At 66.9% G+C, this 17,784-nt stretch carries 15 protein-coding genes, 1 tRNA gene and 1 pseudogene; 8 read left to right on the plus strand and 9 right to left on the minus strand.

Annotation, left to right across the window (positions count from 1 at the left end; translation table 11 throughout):
- Window positions 1-40 precede the first annotated feature (40 nt).
- The 3 genes and pseudogenes from hslV to J4O76_RS01390 form a co-directional block, all read right to left on the minus strand.
- Window positions 41-583, minus strand: coding sequence for an ATP-dependent protease subunit HslV (hslV, locus tag J4O76_RS01380; protein WP_056053053.1), 543 nt, complete (start codon window positions 581-583; stop codon window positions 41-43).
- Between the two features lie 205 nt (window positions 584-788).
- Window positions 789-1,022: pseudogene (locus J4O76_RS01385) on the minus strand (3TM-type holin); the annotation flags it as partial.
- Window positions 1,023-1,110: 88 nt separating this feature from the next.
- Window positions 1,111-1,647: a glycoside hydrolase family 108 protein gene (locus J4O76_RS01390; RefSeq protein WP_426279850.1), complete on the minus strand. Its 537-nt coding sequence runs from the start codon at window positions 1,645-1,647 to the stop codon at window positions 1,111-1,113.
- Between the two features lie 482 nt (window positions 1,648-2,129).
- Here J4O76_RS01390 and J4O76_RS01395 point away from each other — a divergent pair, with 482 nt between their 5' ends.
- Complete coding sequence (locus J4O76_RS01395) at window positions 2,130-4,412, plus strand: NADP-dependent malic enzyme (protein WP_426279851.1); 2,283 nt, start codon at window positions 2,130-2,132, stop codon at window positions 4,410-4,412.
- A 210-nt stretch (window positions 4,413-4,622) separates the two neighbouring features.
- Here J4O76_RS01395 and J4O76_RS01400 read toward each other — a convergent pair.
- Window positions 4,623-4,699 (minus strand) — tRNA-Pro (locus tag J4O76_RS01400).
- Between the two features lie 93 nt (window positions 4,700-4,792).
- Window positions 4,793-5,101 (minus strand): putative quinol monooxygenase, encoded by a 309-nt coding sequence (locus J4O76_RS01405; protein ID WP_426279852.1) that lies wholly within the window; start codon window positions 5,099-5,101, stop codon window positions 4,793-4,795.
- A gap of 170 nt (window positions 5,102-5,271) precedes the next feature.
- On the opposite strand from J4O76_RS01405, the gene yajC reads away from it, so the two are divergent.
- The 4 genes from yajC to J4O76_RS01425 are packed head-to-tail and all read left to right on the plus strand — an operon-like array spanning window position 5,272 to window position 8,582.
- The gene (gene yajC, locus J4O76_RS01410) at window positions 5,272-5,616 is read left to right on the plus strand and encodes a preprotein translocase subunit YajC (protein WP_056066746.1); all 345 of its coding nucleotides are present in this window, start codon (window positions 5,272-5,274) and stop codon (window positions 5,614-5,616) included.
- Window positions 5,616-7,220, plus strand: a complete 1,605-nt coding sequence (secD, locus tag J4O76_RS01415) for a protein translocase subunit SecD (protein WP_107954621.1) — start codon at window positions 5,616-5,618, stop codon at window positions 7,218-7,220. The genes yajC and secD overlap by 1 nt, the downstream gene beginning before the upstream one ends.
- 14 nt (window positions 7,221-7,234) lie before the next feature.
- The gene (gene secF, locus J4O76_RS01420; protein ID WP_426279853.1) at window positions 7,235-8,200 is read left to right on the plus strand and encodes a protein translocase subunit SecF; all 966 of its coding nucleotides are present in this window, start codon (window positions 7,235-7,237) and stop codon (window positions 8,198-8,200) included.
- 7 nt (window positions 8,201-8,207) lie between these two features.
- A complete protein-coding gene (locus tag J4O76_RS01425) occupies window positions 8,208-8,582 on the plus strand; it encodes an MTH938/NDUFAF3 family protein (protein WP_426279854.1) in 375 nt (124 codons plus the stop codon).
- Window positions 8,583-8,721: 139 nt separating this feature from the next.
- Here J4O76_RS01425 and J4O76_RS01430 read toward each other — a convergent pair whose 3' ends face one another.
- Window positions 8,722-9,897: a glycosyltransferase gene (locus J4O76_RS01430; RefSeq protein ID WP_426279855.1), complete on the minus strand. Its 1,176-nt coding sequence runs from the start codon at window positions 9,895-9,897 to the stop codon at window positions 8,722-8,724.
- A 301-nt stretch (window positions 9,898-10,198) separates the two neighbouring features.
- Window positions 10,199-11,023: a class I mannose-6-phosphate isomerase gene (locus J4O76_RS01435; protein WP_426279856.1), complete on the minus strand. Its 825-nt coding sequence runs from the start codon at window positions 11,021-11,023 to the stop codon at window positions 10,199-10,201.
- 244 nt (window positions 11,024-11,267) lie between these two features.
- Here J4O76_RS01435 and J4O76_RS01440 point away from each other — a divergent pair, with 244 nt between their 5' ends.
- On the plus strand, window positions 11,268-12,167 hold the full coding sequence (locus J4O76_RS01440) for an outer membrane protein assembly factor BamD (RefSeq protein ID WP_426280390.1): 900 nt from the start codon (window positions 11,268-11,270) through the stop codon (window positions 12,165-12,167).
- 80 nt (window positions 12,168-12,247) lie between these two features.
- Entirely contained in the window at window positions 12,248-13,912 is a 1,665-nt protein-coding gene (recN, locus tag J4O76_RS01445; RefSeq protein WP_426279857.1) for a DNA repair protein RecN, read from the plus strand.
- Window positions 13,913-14,044: 132 nt separating this feature from the next.
- Here the strand turns inward: recN and J4O76_RS01450 are convergent, their stop codons facing one another.
- Window positions 14,045-14,389, minus strand: coding sequence for a hypothetical protein (locus J4O76_RS01450; RefSeq protein WP_426279858.1), 345 nt, complete (start codon window positions 14,387-14,389; stop codon window positions 14,045-14,047).
- A 127-nt stretch (window positions 14,390-14,516) separates the two neighbouring features.
- On the minus strand, window positions 14,517-15,488 hold the full coding sequence (locus J4O76_RS01455; protein WP_133020412.1) for an SDR family oxidoreductase: 972 nt from the start codon (window positions 15,486-15,488) through the stop codon (window positions 14,517-14,519).
- A 113-nt stretch (window positions 15,489-15,601) separates the two neighbouring features.
- Between J4O76_RS01455 and ligA the strand changes: the two genes are divergently transcribed.
- Window positions 15,602-17,725, plus strand: coding sequence for an NAD-dependent DNA ligase LigA (gene ligA, locus J4O76_RS01460; protein ID WP_426279859.1), 2,124 nt, complete (start codon window positions 15,602-15,604; stop codon window positions 17,723-17,725).
- Window positions 17,726-17,784: the final 59 nt, after the last annotated feature.

Consider the following 17,784-nt stretch of genomic DNA (forward strand, 5'->3'; position numbering starts at 1 on the left):
TCAGCCCCTCCCCTAACCCCTCCCGCAAGCGGGAGGGGGATTACGTAGTCGAATCCATAGTTTCGACCGTGAGGCGGTCGTTGGTGTAGACGCAGAGTTCGGACGCGATGTGCATCGCCTTGCGGCACAACACCTCCGCGTCGGTCTCGTATTCGACCAGCGCTCGGGCAGCGGCGAGCGCGTAGTTGCCGCCGGAGCCGATCGCGGCGACGCCGTTTTCGGGTTCGAGGACGTCGCCGTTGCCGGTGAGGATCAGCGTCACGTCCTTGTCGGCGACGATCATCATGGCTTCGAGGTTGCGGAGGAACTTGTCGGTGCGCCAGTCCTTGGCGAGCTCGACCGCGGCGCGGAGGAGCTGGCCCTGGTGTGCTTCGAGTTTGCGTTCGAGGCGTTCGAACAGCGTGAAGGCGTCGGCGGTGGCGCCGGCGAACCCGCCGATGACGCTGCCGTCGCCGAGCCTGCGCACTTTGCGCGCGTTGGGTTTCATGACGGTCTGGCCCATCGAGACCTGGCCGTCGCCGATCACGACGACCTTGCCGCCGCGGCGGACCGAGAGGATCGTGGTGCCGTGCCATGTCGGCATGGCTTGGGGGTCGTTGCTCATGGCAGCGATGTAGGGTTTGGTTTTGGGGGTGCAACGCCCCCCTGCCGCCTCCCATCCCCCTCTCCCATCATCCGTCATCCCCGCGCAGGCGGGGATCCAGACCCTCGGACCTCACCCGTTCATCACTGAGGTTTGCCAGTATGGGTTCCCGCCTCCGCGGGAATGACGAAGGAGGCTCGGGTGGTTACCGCCCCTTCCCCCATTCCCTGGCCACCGTGTAGCCGAGATACCCCGTGCCGAAGAGCGCGTAGAGCGGTTCGGGGATGGCGTTCAAATACGCCGCCATGCCCGCCGCGATCGCCTGCGCCATCTGCGGACGGACGGCGGCGATCAGGCCTGCGGGGATCGCGCCGAGCAGCAATGTGTACATCACGTAGAGGAACGTCGGGCGGGCTCGGGTGATCCAGGGGTCTGGCGCTGGATCAAGGGGTTGTGGGGTCATTGGCTGTCTCCGGAAATCTGGAAGTGCACAAAGTTCACACGCTGGGAGCGTTTTCGCAGGGGCCTCAGACGCGGTTCGCGAGCCAGCCGTAGAGGAAGGCTTCGTTCGCCGGGCGCGTCTCGGCGAGGGCGACGTAGCGTTCGCCCTGGAGCGCCTCGATCGCTTTCAGGAGCACGGTTTCGCCGCCGGGTTTGCGGCGGGCGAGGAAGGCTTCGAGCGCGGCGAGCGTGGCGGGGCCGATGCGGCCGTCGAGGATCATGTCCGGGTAGTCGGTGGCGCCGCGGTTCAGCGCGTTGAGGGCGCGTTGTAGGAAGGTGGCGGCGACCGCGGGGCCCATGTTGATGCCGGTGTCGAAGAGTTCTTCGGCGATTTTCGGGGCTCGGGGGGCGATCTGGTCGAAGGCCGGGCGGGTCCAGTAGAGGCGGTGGTAGATGGTTTCCGCCTGGTCGCGGGGGAAATTGCGCATGTCTCCGGGGTAGCCGTTGGTGCGGGCTACGCTTTCCGTGATGCCGTAGCGGGTGGGACCGCCTCGGTCTGCGGGGTGGTTCGAGTAGCCGCCTTCGCGGTCGATGACGGCGTCGATGAGGTGGTCGATGGTCATGGCTGGCTCCCGGTTTTGTTGGGGGCGAGCGAACCATATTGGTTCGTTGTAGGACAGGGGAATTTGGCGGTTCTTCGATCCTCCCCCGCTAGGGGGAGGTGGCTGGCGCTTGCCAGACGGAGGGGAGGACACGCAACGGAGGTGACCGCTTGCCTCCCCCTCCGTCACCTTCGGTGCCACCTCCCCCTTGCGGGGGAGGATTGCCACTTCCCTCGTCTGCACCTCCCCGGCGGAGGCCGGGGTCCAACTGGGGGACGATGCTGACGAAGGACCGCGCTTCGTTAGGTCCGACGTTCCAATTGGGCCCGGCCTTCGCCGGGGTGGTGGCATATGGTGCACCCTCCCCACCCAAACCGACGCTACGTCCGCGCGGGGTTGGCGGATCGGTGCGCCTAAGGCTATGCGCTCCCTTGAACATTCGCCGCGGGCCTTGCCCGCGCGCTCAACCCGGTCGCCGCCGCGGCCGACAGGTTAGGAAGACCATGGAAGACGATTTCCGCAAAGCCGCGCTCGATTATCACCGTTATCCCAAGCCCGGTAAGCTCTCGGTCGAGGCGACCAAGCGGATGGCGACGCAGCGCGATCTCGCGCTCGCCTATTCGCCAGGCGTCGCCGCAGCGTGCGAGGAGATCGCCGCGGATCCGGACAAGGCGCGGGATTATACCGCGCGGGGCAATCTCGTCGCGGTCATCACCAACGGTACCGCGGTGCTCGGGCTCGGTGCGATCGGTGCGCTCGCGTCGAAGCCGGTGATGGAGGGCAAGGCGGTGCTCTTCAAGAAATTCGCCGGGATCGACTGTTTCGACATCGAGATCGACCAGCTCGATCCGCAGGCGTTCATCGAGGCGGTCCGCGTGCTCGAGCCGACGTTCGGCGGGATCAACCTCGAGGACATCAAGGCGCCCGAATGCTTCGAGATCGAGACGAAGCTGCGCGAGGTCATGAACATCCCGGTGTTCCACGACGACCAGCACGGCACCGCGATCGTGTGTGCAGCCGCGGTCCGCAACGTGCTCGAACTGCGCGGCAAGCGGCTCGACCAGATGAAGCTGGTGACGTCGGGCGCGGGCGCGGCGGCGCTGGCGACGGTCGACCTGCTGGTGTCGATGGGGCTCAATCCCGAAAACGTCACGCTGACCGATATCGCCGGCGTCGTGCACAAGGATCGCGGCGACGTGATGCCGCCGAACATGGCGCGGTACGCGCGCACGACCAACGCGCGGACCCTGCCGGACGTGCTGGAGGGGGCGGACATCTTCCTCGGGCTGTCGGCACCGCGCGTGCTGAAGCAGGAATGGCTGCATTTGCTCGCGCCCGATCCGCTGATTCTGGCGCTGGCGAATCCGGAGCCGGAGATCCAGCCGGCACTGGTGCATGCGACCCGGCCCGACGCGATCATCGCCACCGGCCGCTCGGATTTTCCGAACCAGGTCAACAACGTGCTGTGCTTCCCGTTCATCTTCCGCGGGGCGCTCGACGTCGGCGCGACCGAGATCAACGAGGCGATGAAGGTCGCGGCGGTCGATGCGATCGCGGCCCTGGCGCGTGCGACGGCGTCCGATGTGGTGGTCACCGCTTACGGCGGCGCGACGCCGGTGTTCGGGCCGACCTACATCATTCCCAAGCCGTTCGATCCGCGGCTGATCCTGCATGTCGCGCCGGCGGTGGCGAAGGCGGCGATGGACTCGGGCGTAGCGACGCGGCCGATCGAGGATTTCGATGCGTATCTGCGCGATCTCGAAGTGTTCGTGTATCGCTCGGGCCAGTTGATGCGGCCGATCTTCGCGCGCGCCAAGCAGGCGGGGCGCTCGATCGCCTATGGCGAGGGCGAGGACGACCGCACGCTGCGCGCGGTGCAGACGGTGATCGACGAGGGTATTGGGCGGCCGGTGCTGATCGGGCGGCGCGAGGTGATCGCCGAGAAGATCCAGTCGAGCGGGTTGCGGATGGCGATCGGCACCGATGTCGAAGTGCTCGATCCGGGTACCGACCGCGAAGTGTTCGATCCGTTGCTCGCCGGGTATAACGCGCTGGTCGGCCGTCGCGGATCGCCGCCCGATAGCGCCGAGCGCGCTCTGCGGACTCGGCCGAGCGTGGCGGCGGCGATGCTGCTGCGCGAGGGTCGCGTCGATGCGGCCCTCTGTGGTGGCATCGGCGACTGGTGGACGCAGATGACCTACGTCATGCCGCTGATACCGCGGATGCCGGGCGTCTCGCGGCTGTATGCGATGTCGGCGGTGATCCTGCGCACCGGGAGCCTGTTCTTCTGCGATACGCACGTGACGGTCGATCCGACCGCCGAGCAGATCGCCGAGATGACGTTGCTGGCGGCCGAGGCTGTGCGCGCGTTCGCGATCGAGCCGAAGGCGGCGTTGCTGTCGCATTCGAGCTTTGGTGCGTCGCGGTCGCCCTCGGCGCAGAAGATGCGCGCCGGGCATGCGTTGCTGAAGGACGCGGCGCCGGAGTTCGAGTTCGATGGCGAGATGCACGGCGATGCGGCGTTGTCCGAGGCGCTGCGGCGGCGGTTGGTCGCGGACAGCCCTTTGACCGGGTCGGCGAACCTGCTGGTGATGCCGAACATCGATGCGGCGAACATCGCGGTGTCGTTGCTGTCGGCATCGACCGAGTCGCTGCCGCTGGGGCCGATGCTGCTGGGGCTCGCCAAGCCGTTGCAGATGATGGTGCCTAGCGTGACCGCGCGGGGGATCGTTAACTTGAGCGCGGTGGCCGTGGGTCATGCGGCGACGGTGAGCGAGACGGCGTAAACCTTCTTCTGCCCCCCTCCCTGGCAGGGAGGGGTTGGGGGTGGGTCGGCTTCCGCCTGTTCGGACCGGTGAGACTCAAGCCGGCCTACCCACCCCCAGCCCCTCCCTTTCAGGGAGGGGAGCGCGGTTGTGGGCGGGGCGAGCGTCGCGTAAAAACCAACGCGCGCGGCTTGGCCAGCAGCGCTGCGTCTTTTCATCGATGTAAGAAAATGGTCGGAGCGACAGGATTCGAACCTGCGACCCCCACACCCCCAGTGTGGTGCGCTACCAGGCTGCGCTACGCTCCGACCGAACGGGCCGCATAGCAGCCCGAGCCGCGCGCTCTACGCAGGGTCGGCGCGCGATGCAAGTCGCAACGCCGCTTGCCCGCAAGAATTGCCTCAGTCGCCCATCAGCGTGCGCCAGAAGCTGCCGTCATACGCTTTCACGCTGACCTGCTCGATGGTGTACGCGCGCAGGGCGCGACCGAAGGCCTTCTGGTGATCGGCCTGACCGTGCGCGGCGATCGCTTCGGGACTCGCCCAGCGTTCGGAAATCCGGATCAGGTCGGGATCGACCAGGTCGAGCGCGAGATTGTAGAACTCGCAGCCGTCTTCCTTGGCGCAGGCGGCCATGTGCGCGATCAACGTATCGGCGATCTTTGCGCCCTCGCCTGTGGCCAGCTTGATATGTCCCATCACCAGAATCATCGCATCTCTCCTGTTTCGCCCCGGTTTCGCCGTGACTTCATCGTGGTCTCTACACGAACCGTCCGCGCCTGCGTCAGTTGCACGGGACACCAAGCGATGATAGCGGGCGGACCAATGCGACCGGCCGCGCGGCGCGCGAACCGAGCCACCCTTCACAGATACGGAACTCCATGTTCATCTCACCAGCATACGCCCAGGCCGCAGACGGCGCCGCCACGACGGCGGGAGGCGGGATCGCCTCGTTCCTGAGCCTCGCGCCGCTCTTCCTCGTGTTCGTCGTGTTCTATTTCCTGATGATCCGTCCGCAGCAAAAGCGCATGAAGGCGCTGCAGGCGTCGGTCGCTGCGGTGAAGAAGAACGACAGCGTCGTGACGTCGGGCGGGATCCTGGGCAAGGTGACCAAGGTCGAGGATAATGTCGTCGAGGTCGAGATCGCGCCGAATGTCCGCGTGCGCGTCGTCAAGGCGACGCTGACCGACATCACCAGCCCGAACACGAAGCCGGCGAACGACTGATGCTCGACTTCCCGCGCTGGAAAATCGGGTCGATCATCGGGTTGCTGGCGGCATTGTGCCTGCTGGCGATCCCGAGCTTCCTCCCCGAGAGCACCACGAGCCAATGGGGGCGGATTCCGCATCCGCACATCAACCTCGGGCTCGATCTCGCCGGCGGCAGCTATCTGCTGCTCGAGGCAGATACCGCCGACCTCGCCGCGACGCGGATCGAGGCGATGCGCGACAGCGTCGCGGGGACGATGCGCAACGGGACGCCGCGGATCGAGATCGGCGACATTTCGACGCGGGGCGGCCAGCTGACCTTCCTGCTGCGCGATCCGTCGCAGGTCGATGCGGCGCGCGAGCGCCTGCTGGCGATCACCGGCGGCGGCGCCGGGATGAGCGGCCAGCGCGAATGGGACATCAACGTCGTCGACACGAGCCGGTTCGTGCTCAAGCCGACCCAGGCCGGCCTGACGCAGGCGGTCGACACAGCGATGAAGGACGCGACCGAAGTCGTCCGTCGTCGTATCGACGCGCTCGGGACCAAGGAGCCGACGATCGTTCGCCAAGGCGCGACGCGGATCGTCGTCCAGGTGCCGGGGCTGAAGAACCCGCAGGCGCTGAAGGAGCTGATCGGCAAGACCGCCAAGCTCGAGTTCAAGCTGGTCGACGAGACCGCGAACCCGGCCGATCTGGTCAAGGGGATCGCCCCGGTCGGCAGCCAGGTGCTGCCGTATCCGGGTAATCCGCGCGGCGTGCCGTTCATCGCGGTCAAGCGTTCGGTGATCATCTCGGGCGACCAGCTCGCCGATGCGCGCCAGGAGTTCGAACCGCAGACCAACGCGCCGCAGGTGGCGATCACGTTCGACGCGGTCGGTGGCCGTCGCTTCGCCAAGGTCACGACCGAGAACACCAACAAGCCGTTCGCGATCATCCTCGACAATTCGGTGATCTCCGCGCCGAACATCAACGAGCCGATCCTTGGCGGTCGTGCGTCGATCTCGGGCAACTTCACCGTCGAGTCGGCGAACGCGCTGGCGATCTCGCTGCGGTCGGGCAAGCTGCCGGTCAATTTGAAGACCATCGCCGAGAGCACCGTCAGCCCCGATCTCGGCAAGGATTCGATCCGCGCCGGCGTGCTGGCATCGATCGTCGCCGCACTGCTCGTGATCGTGTTCATGTTCGTCACCTACGGGCGGTTCGGGCTGTATGCTAACCTCGCGGTGGTCATCAACATCCTGGTCATCGTCGCGGTCATGGCGATGCTGAACGCGACGCTGACGTTGCCCGGTATCGCCGGGTTCGTGCTGACGATCGGTACCGCGGTGGATGCCAACGTGCTGATCAACGAGCGTATCCGCGAGGAGCGGCGACGCGGGCGTAGCGTCGTCCAGTCGGTCGAGCTCGGCTACAAGGAAGCATCGCGGACGATCTTCGAGGCCAATGTGACGCACGCCATCACCGGCGTGATCATGCTGCTGCTCGGCTCGGGTCCGGTGAAGGGCTTTGCGGTCGTGCTGCTGATCGGGATCTGCACGTCGGTGTTCACCGCCGTCACGTTCACGCGGATGATGGTCGCGCTGTGGCTGCGGAAGAACCGCCCCACCACGATCAATATTTGAGGCGGGAGATAACCATGCGCCTGCTGAAACTCGTACCCGACAACACGAACCTGAAGTTCGTCTCGCTCCGCAAATGGGCGTTCGGGCTGACCCTGCTACTGTCCCTGCTCGCGGTCGGCCTCGTCGTGACGAAGGGCCTCAACATGGGCGTCGACTTCGTCGGCGGCGTCCTGATCGAGGAGAAGTTCGCGACCCCGCCGTCGATCGACGCGGTCCGTACCGAAGTCGATCGGCTCGGCGTCGGCGAAGCCTCGATCCAGTCGTTCAGCGATCCCAAGACGCTGTCGATCCGCCTGCCCGTGCCCGCCGGCGACGAAGGTGCTACCAACCGCCTCGTCAAGAAGGTGTCGGACGACCTCGCCGTGAAGTTCCCCGGCGCAACGTTCTCCAAGTACGACACGATCTCGGGCAAGGTCTCGGACGAGCTGATCAGCAAGGGTCTGCTCGCGGTCGGCCTCGCGATCCTCGGCATCGCGCTGTTCGCGGTGGTCCGGTTCGAGTGGCAGTTCGGCGTGTCGACCGTCGTCGCGATCGTCCACGATCTGTTGATGACGCTCGGCTTCTTCGCGCTGACGCAGTTCGAGTTCGACCTGAACATCGTCGCGGCGGTGCTGACGATCATCTCCTACTCGATCAACGACAAGATCGTCATCGACGACCGTATCCGCGAGAATATGCGCCGCTATCGGAAGATGGACATGCGCGAGATCACCGACCTGTCGGTGAACGAGACGCTGCCACGTACGGTGATGACGTCGGTGACGATCCTGCTCGCGCTGGTCGCGATGCTGGTGCTGGGCGGCCACGTGCTGCGCGGGTTCACCGCGGCGATGATCCTGGGCATCGTCGTCGGCACGTATTCGTCGATCTACGTGTCGTCGTCGCTGCTGATCACGCTGGGGCTGCGGGCCGATCCTGCTCCGCGCAAGGGCGGCGTGCAGGACGGTGCCGAGCGGGTTGGCCCGAAGGTCGAGCGTTGATCACGTCATGAGGATGGACCGCGAGAAGACTGATGGGCCGATGATCTCGGCAATCGGTCGGGCCGGGTTCAAGGTCGACGACGGCTATTATACCGCTTTGTCGATCAGTCCCGAGCGCGCGGATGGCTGGGAGCCGCCGGCGTTCGAGACGCTGAGCGCGACGGATGTGGCGGCGTTGCTGGCGCTCGATCCGCCGCCGGAGTTCCTGTTGCTGGGTACCGGTTCCGCGCTGCGTCAGCCGCCGCTTGCGTTCAAGAAGGCGGTCGAGGCACGGGGGTTCGGGATCGAGGCCATGGATAGCCGTGCTGCCGCTCGGGCTTGGGCGGTTCTGCGCGGCGAAGGTCGCTGGATCGTGGCGGCGCTGTACCCGCTCGAGGGGTGAGCTGAGACTGCTGATCCTTCCCCGCCAGGGGGAGGTGGCTGGCGCTTGCCAGACGGAGGGGGAGGAAAGGGCAACGGTCGTTGCGAGTTCCTCCCCCTCCGTCACCTTCGGTGCCACCTCCCCCTGGCGGGGGAGGATTCTAGATTCGGTGATTCGCGGCTAGCGTCGCCAAATGCTCGTAGAGCGCGGCGGTGTTGGCTTCCCAGGTGAAGCTGGCGACTGTGGCGCGCGTCGCCTGGGGCGACGGCGGATCGGCCAGTAGGGCGCCGATCGCGGCGGCGAACGCTAGCGAGTCGCCAATCGTGACGCGGCCAGCTTCGGGGGATGTCACCACGTCATGCGCGCCGCCGGCGTCGGTGATGACGATCGGGGTACCGCAGGCGAGCGATTCGACCCAGGCGTTGGCGAGGCCTTCGGACTCGGAGGCAAGCGCGCTGACATCGGCAGCGGCGATCAGCTTCGGGATTTCGGCGTGCGGCACGGCGCCGAGCAGGCGGATGCGGTCGGCTACGCCGAGTCGCGCGATCTGTGCTTCCAGTGTCGATCGCGCGGGGCCCTGCCCTGCGATCAGGAGCGTGACGCCGGGGAGCGCGGCGGCCGCGTCGATGACGATGTCGTGGCCCTTGCGTGGGATCAGCGCGCCGACCGAGACGACTAGCGGGCCCGCTACGCCGAGCGCTGCCTTGGCGGCGGCGCGGTCGACGGGGTGGAAGCGGTCCTGGTCGACGCCGGTGTGATGGACGCGGATGCGGTCGGCGGGCAATCCCATCGCGACCATGTCGACCTTCATCGCGGCGCTGACGGCGAGCATGCCCGCGGCGTTGCAGCCTGCGTCGCGGACCTGCGCGGCGGTGGCGGGCGCGTTGCCCCAGATGTGGATGTCGGACCCGCGCGCCTTGATCGAGACGGGGACGCCGTAGCGCTTGCCGAGTGCGACCGCGGCGGGGCCGTCGGGGAAGAAGAACGAGGCGTCGATGACATCGAACGCGAAGTCTTCGCGGATCGTGTCGAGGACGGGGATGAGCGCGCGCTGCAACGCTGCGGCGTGGTGGCGGCCCTGGAGGAACGGGCGGACGGTGAAGCGCGGGCGGTGGAGGTCGATGCCCTTCCAGCGTTCGTGCGTCGGGAGCGTGGCGAGGGCCGCGTAGTGGCCGAGGCGGCGGAGCGGGCCCGGGGGGAGGCCTATCGGTGCTACCGCTTGCAATGAAACGTCGGGGTGCGCGGCGAGGCCGAGCGTCTGGCGTTCGACGAAGACGCCGAAATTGGGGCGGGTCGCATCCGGGAACAGGGTGGAGAGGGTTAGGATGCGGAGCATGGTTTGGGGGTTACAGGGGGCGGGTTAATGTGGGGTGAGTTTGGGGGCTCGATGTCGTGGAACGCGAACTTGCTCACAAGACGCCACCCCGGCGGAGGCCGGGGCCCAGTTGGGGGACGTAGCTAACGGAGCGTAGTTCTCCATTATTGCCACCTTTCCACCTGGGCCCCGGCCTTCGCCGGGGTGGTGTTCATATGAGGAGTGGTTGCCCTCGATTACATTGTTTCCCCGCGAAGGCGGGGACCCAGACTGGGCTCCCGCCTTCGCGGGAGAACAAGGAGGTGGGAGGTGAAGGTGTTGCTCAGATTCGCTTCGCCAGCGGATACGCGAACAGCACGTCGGCATCCGCGCTCGTCGAGACCGTTTCGGTGCCCGTCATCGTCGCACACTCACCAGCCTTGAACGCGACGCCTGCGACATCGCCCGAGCCGGTGATCGGGATCACCCAGCCGGTTGTGCCTTCGGGCAGGTTGACGACGTGGTCGCCGCCCTTCCAGCGCTCGAGCACGAACTTGGGGCCTTCGACCATGATCGTGCGGCCGGTCTCGACTTCGATCGGCGGCGCGACGGGGACGTAGGGCGTGGGGTCGGCGACTTCGATGCCGTCCTTGAGGTGAAGCTCGCGGTCGCTGCCGTAATCGTAGAGGCGGTAGGTGGTCTCGGAGTTCTGCTGGACCTCGATCACGGTCAGGCCGCCGCCGATCGCGTGGATCGTGTCCGACGCGCAGTACATGAAGTCGCCCGGCTTGACTGGCTTCCAGTCGAGCTTGTCCTCGATCGTGCCGTCGATCGCCGACTGCCGGAGTTCGTCCTTCGAGATCGGCTGCTTCGTGCCGACCGCGATCGTCGAGGTCGGCTCGGCGGCGAGGACCGTCCAGCACTCGTCCTTGCCGCGCGGCAGGCCGCGGGCGTGTGCCTGTTCGTCGTTGGGATGAACCTGGACCGACAGCTTCTCGCTGGTGAACAGGTATTTGATCAGCAGGTCCGGCGTGGTGTTGCCGGGCTCCTGGAACCAGACTTCGCCGATCGGCGGCGTGCCGGGGGCGGCATCCTCGAACCCGGGCCAGAGCGTGTCGCGACCCCAGGGCTTCTCGACGCGGTGGGTGTGCAGCAGGGTGGCGGGCATGGGATATCCTCGACTGGAATGACGGGTCGGCAACGCACGACTATTGCCGTGTGATCCGGCTCACGGAAAGCCCCCATGGTCGACAACCGCAGGGCCGGTATTCAGGCGCCGAACGGGGGTGGCGAAAGGGATTGTTCGCGAAGCCCCGCATACGCTAAGGACAACGCCGATGCGTATCCCCCAGTCCCTTCCGAGCATGTCGCGTGCCTTTGCTGTCACGCTCATCGCAGCGCTTGCGCTCCCCATGGCCGGTTGTGCGGGTCGTTCCGCCAAGGGCGACCTTCCTTACGTCGCGCGCGACGTGGGCACGCTGTACTCGACCGCCAAGGCGCGGCTCGACCAGGGGCGCTACAAGGAGGCGGCACAGCTGTTCGACGAGGTCGAGCGCCAGCATCCCTATTCGATCTGGGCGCGCCGTGCGCAGATCATGTCGGCGTTCAGCTATTATCTCGCGAAGGACTACACCGCGTCGATCAGCTCGGCGCAGCGTTTCCTCGCGGTGCATCCGGGTAACCGCGACGCGCCCTATGCCTATTACCTGATCGCACTCGGCTATTACGAGCAGATCACCGACGTAACGCGCGACCAGAAGATCACGCGGCAGGCGCTCGATTCGCTCGGCGAGCTGATGCGGCGGTATCCGAACACGCGTTACGCATCGGATGCCCGGCTGAAGATCGATCTGGTCAACGACCATCTCGCCGGCAAGGAGATGGAGATCGGGCGGTTCTACGAGACGCGCGGCCAGTGGCTCGCAGCGAACGGCCGGTTCCGCACCGTGATCGACAAGTTCCAGCAGACCACGCACACGCCCGAGGCGCTGATGCGGCTGACCGAGACGTATCTGCAGCTCGGCGTGCCGATCGAGGCCGAGAAGGCCGCCGCGGTGCTGGGTCGCAACTATCCGGGCACCGACTGGTATGATCACGCCTACAAGCTGATGCAGGACCATCCGGTAAAGCCGATTGCACCGCTGGCACCGGGTGAGGCAGTCGTGCCGACAGGAACCGCAGGGACGCCGGGTACCGGGGCGCTGGAGCTTCCCAAGGCGAACGGCAACACCGGTGGCACGGGCGCGGGCAGCGTTTCCAGCCCCGCACCCGTCGGTCCGGGCAGCGCGACGCGGACCGGCCCCGGCAACTGATCAGGGAATACGCCATGAGAACCCGGGCGTGAGAACAATGGGGGATCAACTTCGCGTGCGGATCGTCTAAGACGCGCGGAATGCTGACCGATCTTTCCATTCGCGACGTGGTGCTCATCGAGGCGCTGGATCTGGGATTCGGCGAAGGGCTAGGCGTGCTGACCGGCGAGACCGGCGCGGGCAAGTCGATCCTGCTGGATGCACTGGGGCTGGCGCTGGGCGGACGTGGCGACAGCGGGCTGGTCCGGCACGGCGCGGCGCAGGCGGTGGTGACCGCGACGTTCGATGCCCCTGCCCCCGAGTCGCCACTCGCGCTGTTGTTCGACGAGAACGGGCTGGAGATCGAGCACGGCGAGCCGTTGATCGTGAAGCGCATCGTCAAGGCGGACGGCGGCAGTCGTGGCTTCGTCAACGACCAGCCAGCTTCGGCGGGGCTGCTGCGCGAGATGGCGCCGCATCTGGTCGAGATCCACGGGCAGCATGACGAGCGCGGGTTGCTGAATGCGCGCGGGCACCGGGCGTTGCTGGATATTTTCGGGCGGACCGAGCTTGGGGCTACGGGCAAGGCGTATGCGGGTTTCCGTGCGGCCGAAGCCGAGTTAGCGGCTGCGCGGGCGGATATCGAGACGGCGGCGCGGGATCGCGAATGGCTTGAGCATACGGTTGCAGAGCTGACTGCACTGGCGCCAGTCGCCGGCGAGGAGGAGACGCTGGCAGATACGCGGCGGTCGATGCAGCGCGCGGAGAAGATCGCGGACGACCTGGCGGCGATCGACGATTTCCTCGAGGGCAAGGACGGCGGGATGGCAAAGCTGCGCCAAGCCGCGCGTGTGCTCGAGCGGATCGCTGAAGATCATGTCGCGCTCGGCAATGCGTTGGCGGCGGTCGATCGCGCGGTGATCGAGGCGTCGGTTGCTGAGGAGAGCCTGCGCGATGCGCGGGCGGACATGGCGTATGATCCGCGCGCGCTGGAGGATGACGAGGCGCGGTTGTTCGAGCTTCGGGCGATGGCGCGCAAGCACCGCGTGCAGCCGGATGATCTTGCAGCGCTGGCGGACGAGATGCGCGCGCGGCTGGAGCGGCTCGATGCCGGCGAAGGCGGGATCGCGAAGATCGAGGCGCGGGTGGCGTCTGCGCGGAAGGCGTTCGATACGGCGTCCGATGCTTTGACGAAGCGGCGGCTGGCTGCGGCAAAGCGGCTCGACGTGGCGGTTGCGGGTGAGTTGGCGCCGTTGAAGCTGGACGCGGCGCGGTTCCAGACGGTGGTCGCGCCGCTGGGTGAAGAGGGCTGGTCGGCGGCGGGCAAGGACAGGGTCGAGTTCGAGATCTCGACCAATCCCGGTGCGCCGTTCGCGGCGCTGACCAAGATCGCGTCGGGCGGCGAGTTGTCGCGCTTCATCCTCGCGCTGAAGGTGGCGTTGGCGGAAGAGGGCGGCGCGTCGACGATGGTGTTCGACGAGATCGACCGCGGCGTCGGTGGGGCGGTGGCGAGCGCGATCGGCGAACGACTCGCGCGGTTGGCATTGAGCACGCAGCTGCTGGTGGTGACGCACAGCCCGCAGGTCGCGGCGCGGGGGGCGAAGCATCTGCTGATCGCCAAGAGCAGCGACGGCACGGTCACCCGGACCGGCGTGCGGGCCTTGAGCGAGGACGAGCGGCGGGAAGAGATCGCGCGGATGCTGTCGGGCGCGCAGATTACGGATGAAGCGCGGGCTCAGGCGGAGCGGTTGCTCGAGCGGGCTTAACGCGCTCAGGTTCAGATGGATTTACCACCGGTCTTGTTCCCCCGCGAAGGCGGGGGCCCAGGATACCACCCACAGCGTCCTTGACCCTGGGCTCCCGCGTTCGCGGGAGAACGGTGCCGCGAAAGGCTGATCTCAGGGCATCGCCTGTCGCGGGTGACCCAAGTGGATCTTCAGCACCGGCACGACGATGTAATCGCCGCCGACTTTGCGCAGGCCGTGCAGCGCCCGGCTGCCGAAATCGCCGTCTTCGTGGATCACCGCACGGACCGGCGCCTGTTCAGCGTGGATCATGTCGCCGAGCCCGGCGGCACTGGCGTCGGAGCGCGGCCATAGCGATTGCTGGACACGGTCGTCCGCGGACGAATCGTCGTTCCAGTCATAGCCGATCGCCGGGGCGGGCTCAGGGGAGACGTGAGTCTGCTGGGCGGCAGCGGGCGCGGCAAAGACTATGGCGATGATCGTAACTGCTGTTTTCATCGCACCCCCCGATCCCACCCCGGCGAAGGCCCGGGCCCAGTTGGGAAAGTTTAGCTGGGGAACACGGTGCTCCCTTACAACGACCTTGCCAACTGGCCCCCGGCCTTCGCCGGGGTGATGGGCGAATTCAGGACGCGCCGGTGCCGCCGTTCGCGCCGAAGAAGCTGCCGGTGGTGTAGCTGTCGCTCGGGTCCGCCAGCGCAACGTAGAGGCCCGCCAGTTCGGCCGGCTGACCGGCGCGACCGAGTGGCGTATCCTGCCCGAATTCGCCCATCTTGCCCGGCAATTGCCCGCCCGCGACCTGCAACGGCGTCCAGATCGGGCCCGGCCCTACCGCGTTGACGCGGATGCCCTGCTTGGCGAGCTGTTTGGCGAGCGCCTTGGTGAAGATCAGGATCGCGCCCTTGGTCGAGGCGTAGTCGAGCAGCTCCTTCTCCGGGCTGACCGAATTGACCGACGCGGTGTTGATGATCGAGGCGCCTGGCTTCATCAGCGGGATCGCCGCCTTGCAGAGGTGGAACATCGCGTAGACGTTCGTCTTCATGGTGCGATCGAACTGCTCGAAGCTGATCTCGGCGATCGAGTCCTTCGACTGCTGATAGGCCGCGTTGTTGACGAGGATGTCGAGCCCGCCAAGCTCGCGATTGGCGCGCGCGATCAGGTCGTTGCAGAATTTCGCATCGGTCAGGTCGCCGGGGATCAGGACGACTTTGCGCCCTTCCGCGCGGAGTAGCTTGGCGACGTCCTGCGCGTCGGGTTCCTCGGTCGGGTAATAGTTGATCGCGACGTCGGCGCCTTCGCGCGAGAACGCGATGACGGCGGCACGACCGATCCCCGAATCGCCGCCGGTGACGAGTGCCTTGCGACCGGCCAGGCGCCCAGACCCGCGATAGCTTGCCTCCCCGCAATCGGGAACGGGGTGCATGTTGCGCTGGAGCGCGGGCCATTTCTGGCGCTGTTCGGGGAACGGTTGCGAAGGATATTTGGTCTTCGGATCGGCGAGTGGAGCAGCACCTTGCGCGAAGGCGGGTGCGGCGGCGGCGGCGAGGCCGGTGACGGCGGCGCCCTTGAAGAGGTCTCGACGGCTGGTGTCTGTCATGATCATGTTTCCCTGAAAATGCCTTGGGATGTCAGCGCGCAACTCGGGCGAATGTTCACGCCATGTTGATCGAGGTCTTGTCGAAAGGTGGCCCCCTCCCCTAACCCGGCGCGATGTCAGACCTTCCCGCGACCGAAACCGAAGCCGCCGCCGAGCTGGAGACGCTCGCCGCGCTGATCGCGTATCATAACGCGCGCTATCACACCGACGACGCGCCCGAGATCAGCGATGCCGAGTATGATGCGCTGGTGCGGCGCAATGCGGCGGTTGAAGCAGCGTTTCCGGCTACGGTGCGGAGCGATTCGCCGAGCCGGACGGTCGGTGCTGCACCCGCGGGACACCTCGCGAAAGTCGCGCATGCCAAGGCGATGATGAGCCTCGACAACGCGTTTGCGGACGATGAGGTCGAGGAGTTCGTCGCGCGCGTGCGCCGGTTCCTGAAGCTGGCGGACGACGAACCGGTCGCGCTGACCGCGGAGCCGAAGATCGACGGGCTGTCGTGCTCGTTGCGGTATGAGGACGGGCGGCTGGTGCAGGCGTTGACCCGTGGCGATGGCCAGGTCGGCGAGGACGTTACCGCCAACGTCCGGACCATCGGCGACATTCCTCAACAGTTGAACGGCGAAGCGCCCGCAGTCTTCGAGGTTCGCGGCGAGGTGTATATGGCGAAGGACGACTTCGCCGCCTTGAACGCGCGCCTGCTCGCCGAGGCCAAGGAGACCGGCAAGGACGCGCGACAGTTCGCCAACCCGCGCAATGCCGCCGCCGGATCGCTGCGCCAGAAGGACGCGAGCGTCACCGCAAGCCGGACGCTGCGGTTCCTCGCGCATGGCTGGGGCGAGGCGAGCGTCGTGCCGGGCGAAACGCAGGCCGAAGTCGTCGACACGTTGCGCGGCTGGGGCTTCCCGATCGCCGAAGGGTTCGCGCGGGTCGAAGGAACGGCCGCGGCGCTCGACGTGTACCGCAAGATCGAAGCCGAGCGCGCCGACCTGCCGTTCGACATCGACGGCGTGGTCTACAAGGTCGACCGGCTCGACTGGCAGGCGCGGCTGGGTCAGGTCGCCAAGGCACCACGCTGGGCGATCGCGCACAAATTCCCCGCCGAGCGTGCGCAGACTTTACTCGAGAAGATCGACATCCAGGTCGGCCGGACCGGTGCGATGACCCCGGTCGCGCGGCTGTCCCCCGTCACCGTCGGCGGCGTCGTCGTGACCAACGCGACCCTCCACAATGCCGACGAGATCGAGCGATTGGGCGTGCGGCCGGGCGACCGCGTGCTCGTCCAGCGCGCCGGCGACGTGATCCCGCAGATCGTCGAGAACCTGACCCCGGACGCCAAGCGCGAAGCGTATGTCTTTCCGCATGTCTGCCCCGAATGCGGGTCGGCGGCCGAACGCGAGGAAGGCGAGGTCGTCTATCGCTGCACCGGCGGACTGATCTGCCCGGCGCAGCGAGTCGAGCGGCTGATCCACTTCGCGTCGCGCCATGCGTTCGACATCGGCGGCCTCGGCCAGACGCTGATCGAGGCGTTCTTCCGCGACGGGCTGATCGAATCGCCCGCCGACATCTTCCGCCTGACCGAGGAGCAACTCGCCGCGCGCAAGAAGGACGGGCGCGTCTGGGCGGCCAAGGTGATCGCGGCGATCGAGACCAAGCGGACGATCCCGCTCGACCGCTTCCTGTTCTCGCTCGGCATCCGCCACGTCGGCGAGATTACCGCACGAGACCTTGCGCGACGCTATGTGTCCGCACGCGCGCTCGGCACGGTGCTCCGTCACGCGGTGTTCCTGCGCGGCCAGATCGAACCGGTCATCGGCGAACCCGAGCGGAAATTCGTGCTCCGCCGCGACAAGCTGCTGGTCGGCGCGATCGAGACCGCGGGGATCGGCCCCGAGGTCGCGAGCGCACTCGTCGGCTTCTGCGCCGAGCCGCACAACCGCCGAGTCGTGTTCGACCTGTTGCGCGAAGTGAAGCCCGCGGACGTCGTACACGAGACGCGCGAGTCGCCGGTGACGGGCCAGATCCTGGTCTTCACCGGCAGCCTCGAAACGCTGAGCCGCGACGAGGCGAAGGCGCAGGCGGAAGCGCTCGGTGCCCGCGTTGCCGCGTCGGTTTCGAGCAAGACCGGCCTAGTCATCGCCGGCCCCGGCGCAGGATCGAAGCTCAAGAAAGCCACCGACCTCGGCATCCGGGTGATCACCGAAGCCGAATGGGCCGCGATCGTCGCCGCCAGCTAGGCGCGGCCCACACTCTCGGTATTGGTTCCAACTGCCCCGAAAGGGTTCGATTGCGTGGC

This window comes from Sphingomonas sp. NFX23 (assembly GCF_049887795.1).
In the GTDB taxonomy this organism is placed as follows: domain Bacteria; phylum Pseudomonadota; class Alphaproteobacteria; order Sphingomonadales; family Sphingomonadaceae; genus Sphingomonas.

Bases quoted from the DNA above. Each gene is read 5' to 3' on its own strand.
- hslV (WP_056053053.1), bottom strand. From the start codon at position 583: ATGCCGACATGGCACGGCACCACGATCCTCTCGGTCCGCCGCGGCGGC.
- J4O76_RS01390 (WP_426279850.1), bottom strand. From the start codon at position 1,647: ATGACCATCGACCACCTCATCGACGCCGTCATCGACCGCGAAGGCGGC.
- J4O76_RS01395 (WP_426279851.1), top strand. From the start codon at position 2,130: ATGGAAGACGATTTCCGCAAAGCCGCGCTCGATTATCACCGTTATCCC.
- J4O76_RS01405 (WP_426279852.1), bottom strand. From the start codon at position 5,101: ATGATTCTGGTGATGGGACATATCAAGCTGGCCACAGGCGAGGGCGCA.
- yajC (WP_056066746.1), top strand. From the start codon at position 5,272: ATGTTCATCTCACCAGCATACGCCCAGGCCGCAGACGGCGCCGCCACG.
- secD (WP_107954621.1), top strand. From the start codon at position 5,616: ATGCTCGACTTCCCGCGCTGGAAAATCGGGTCGATCATCGGGTTGCTG.
- secF (WP_426279853.1), top strand. From the start codon at position 7,235: ATGCGCCTGCTGAAACTCGTACCCGACAACACGAACCTGAAGTTCGTC.
- J4O76_RS01425 (WP_426279854.1), top strand. From the start codon at position 8,208: ATGAGGATGGACCGCGAGAAGACTGATGGGCCGATGATCTCGGCAATC.
- J4O76_RS01430 (WP_426279855.1), bottom strand. From the start codon at position 9,897: ATGCTCCGCATCCTAACCCTCTCCACCCTGTTCCCGGATGCGACCCGC.
- J4O76_RS01435 (WP_426279856.1), bottom strand. From the start codon at position 11,023: ATGCCCGCCACCCTGCTGCACACCCACCGCGTCGAGAAGCCCTGGGGT.
- J4O76_RS01440 (WP_426280390.1), top strand. From the start codon at position 11,268: ATGGCCGGTTGTGCGGGTCGTTCCGCCAAGGGCGACCTTCCTTACGTC.
- recN (WP_426279857.1), top strand. From the start codon at position 12,248: ATGCTGACCGATCTTTCCATTCGCGACGTGGTGCTCATCGAGGCGCTG.
- J4O76_RS01450 (WP_426279858.1), bottom strand. From the start codon at position 14,389: ATGAAAACAGCAGTTACGATCATCGCCATAGTCTTTGCCGCGCCCGCT.
- J4O76_RS01455 (WP_133020412.1), bottom strand. From the start codon at position 15,488: ATGACAGACACCAGCCGTCGAGACCTCTTCAAGGGCGCCGCCGTCACC.
- ligA (WP_426279859.1), top strand. From the start codon at position 15,602: ATGTCAGACCTTCCCGCGACCGAAACCGAAGCCGCCGCCGAGCTGGAG.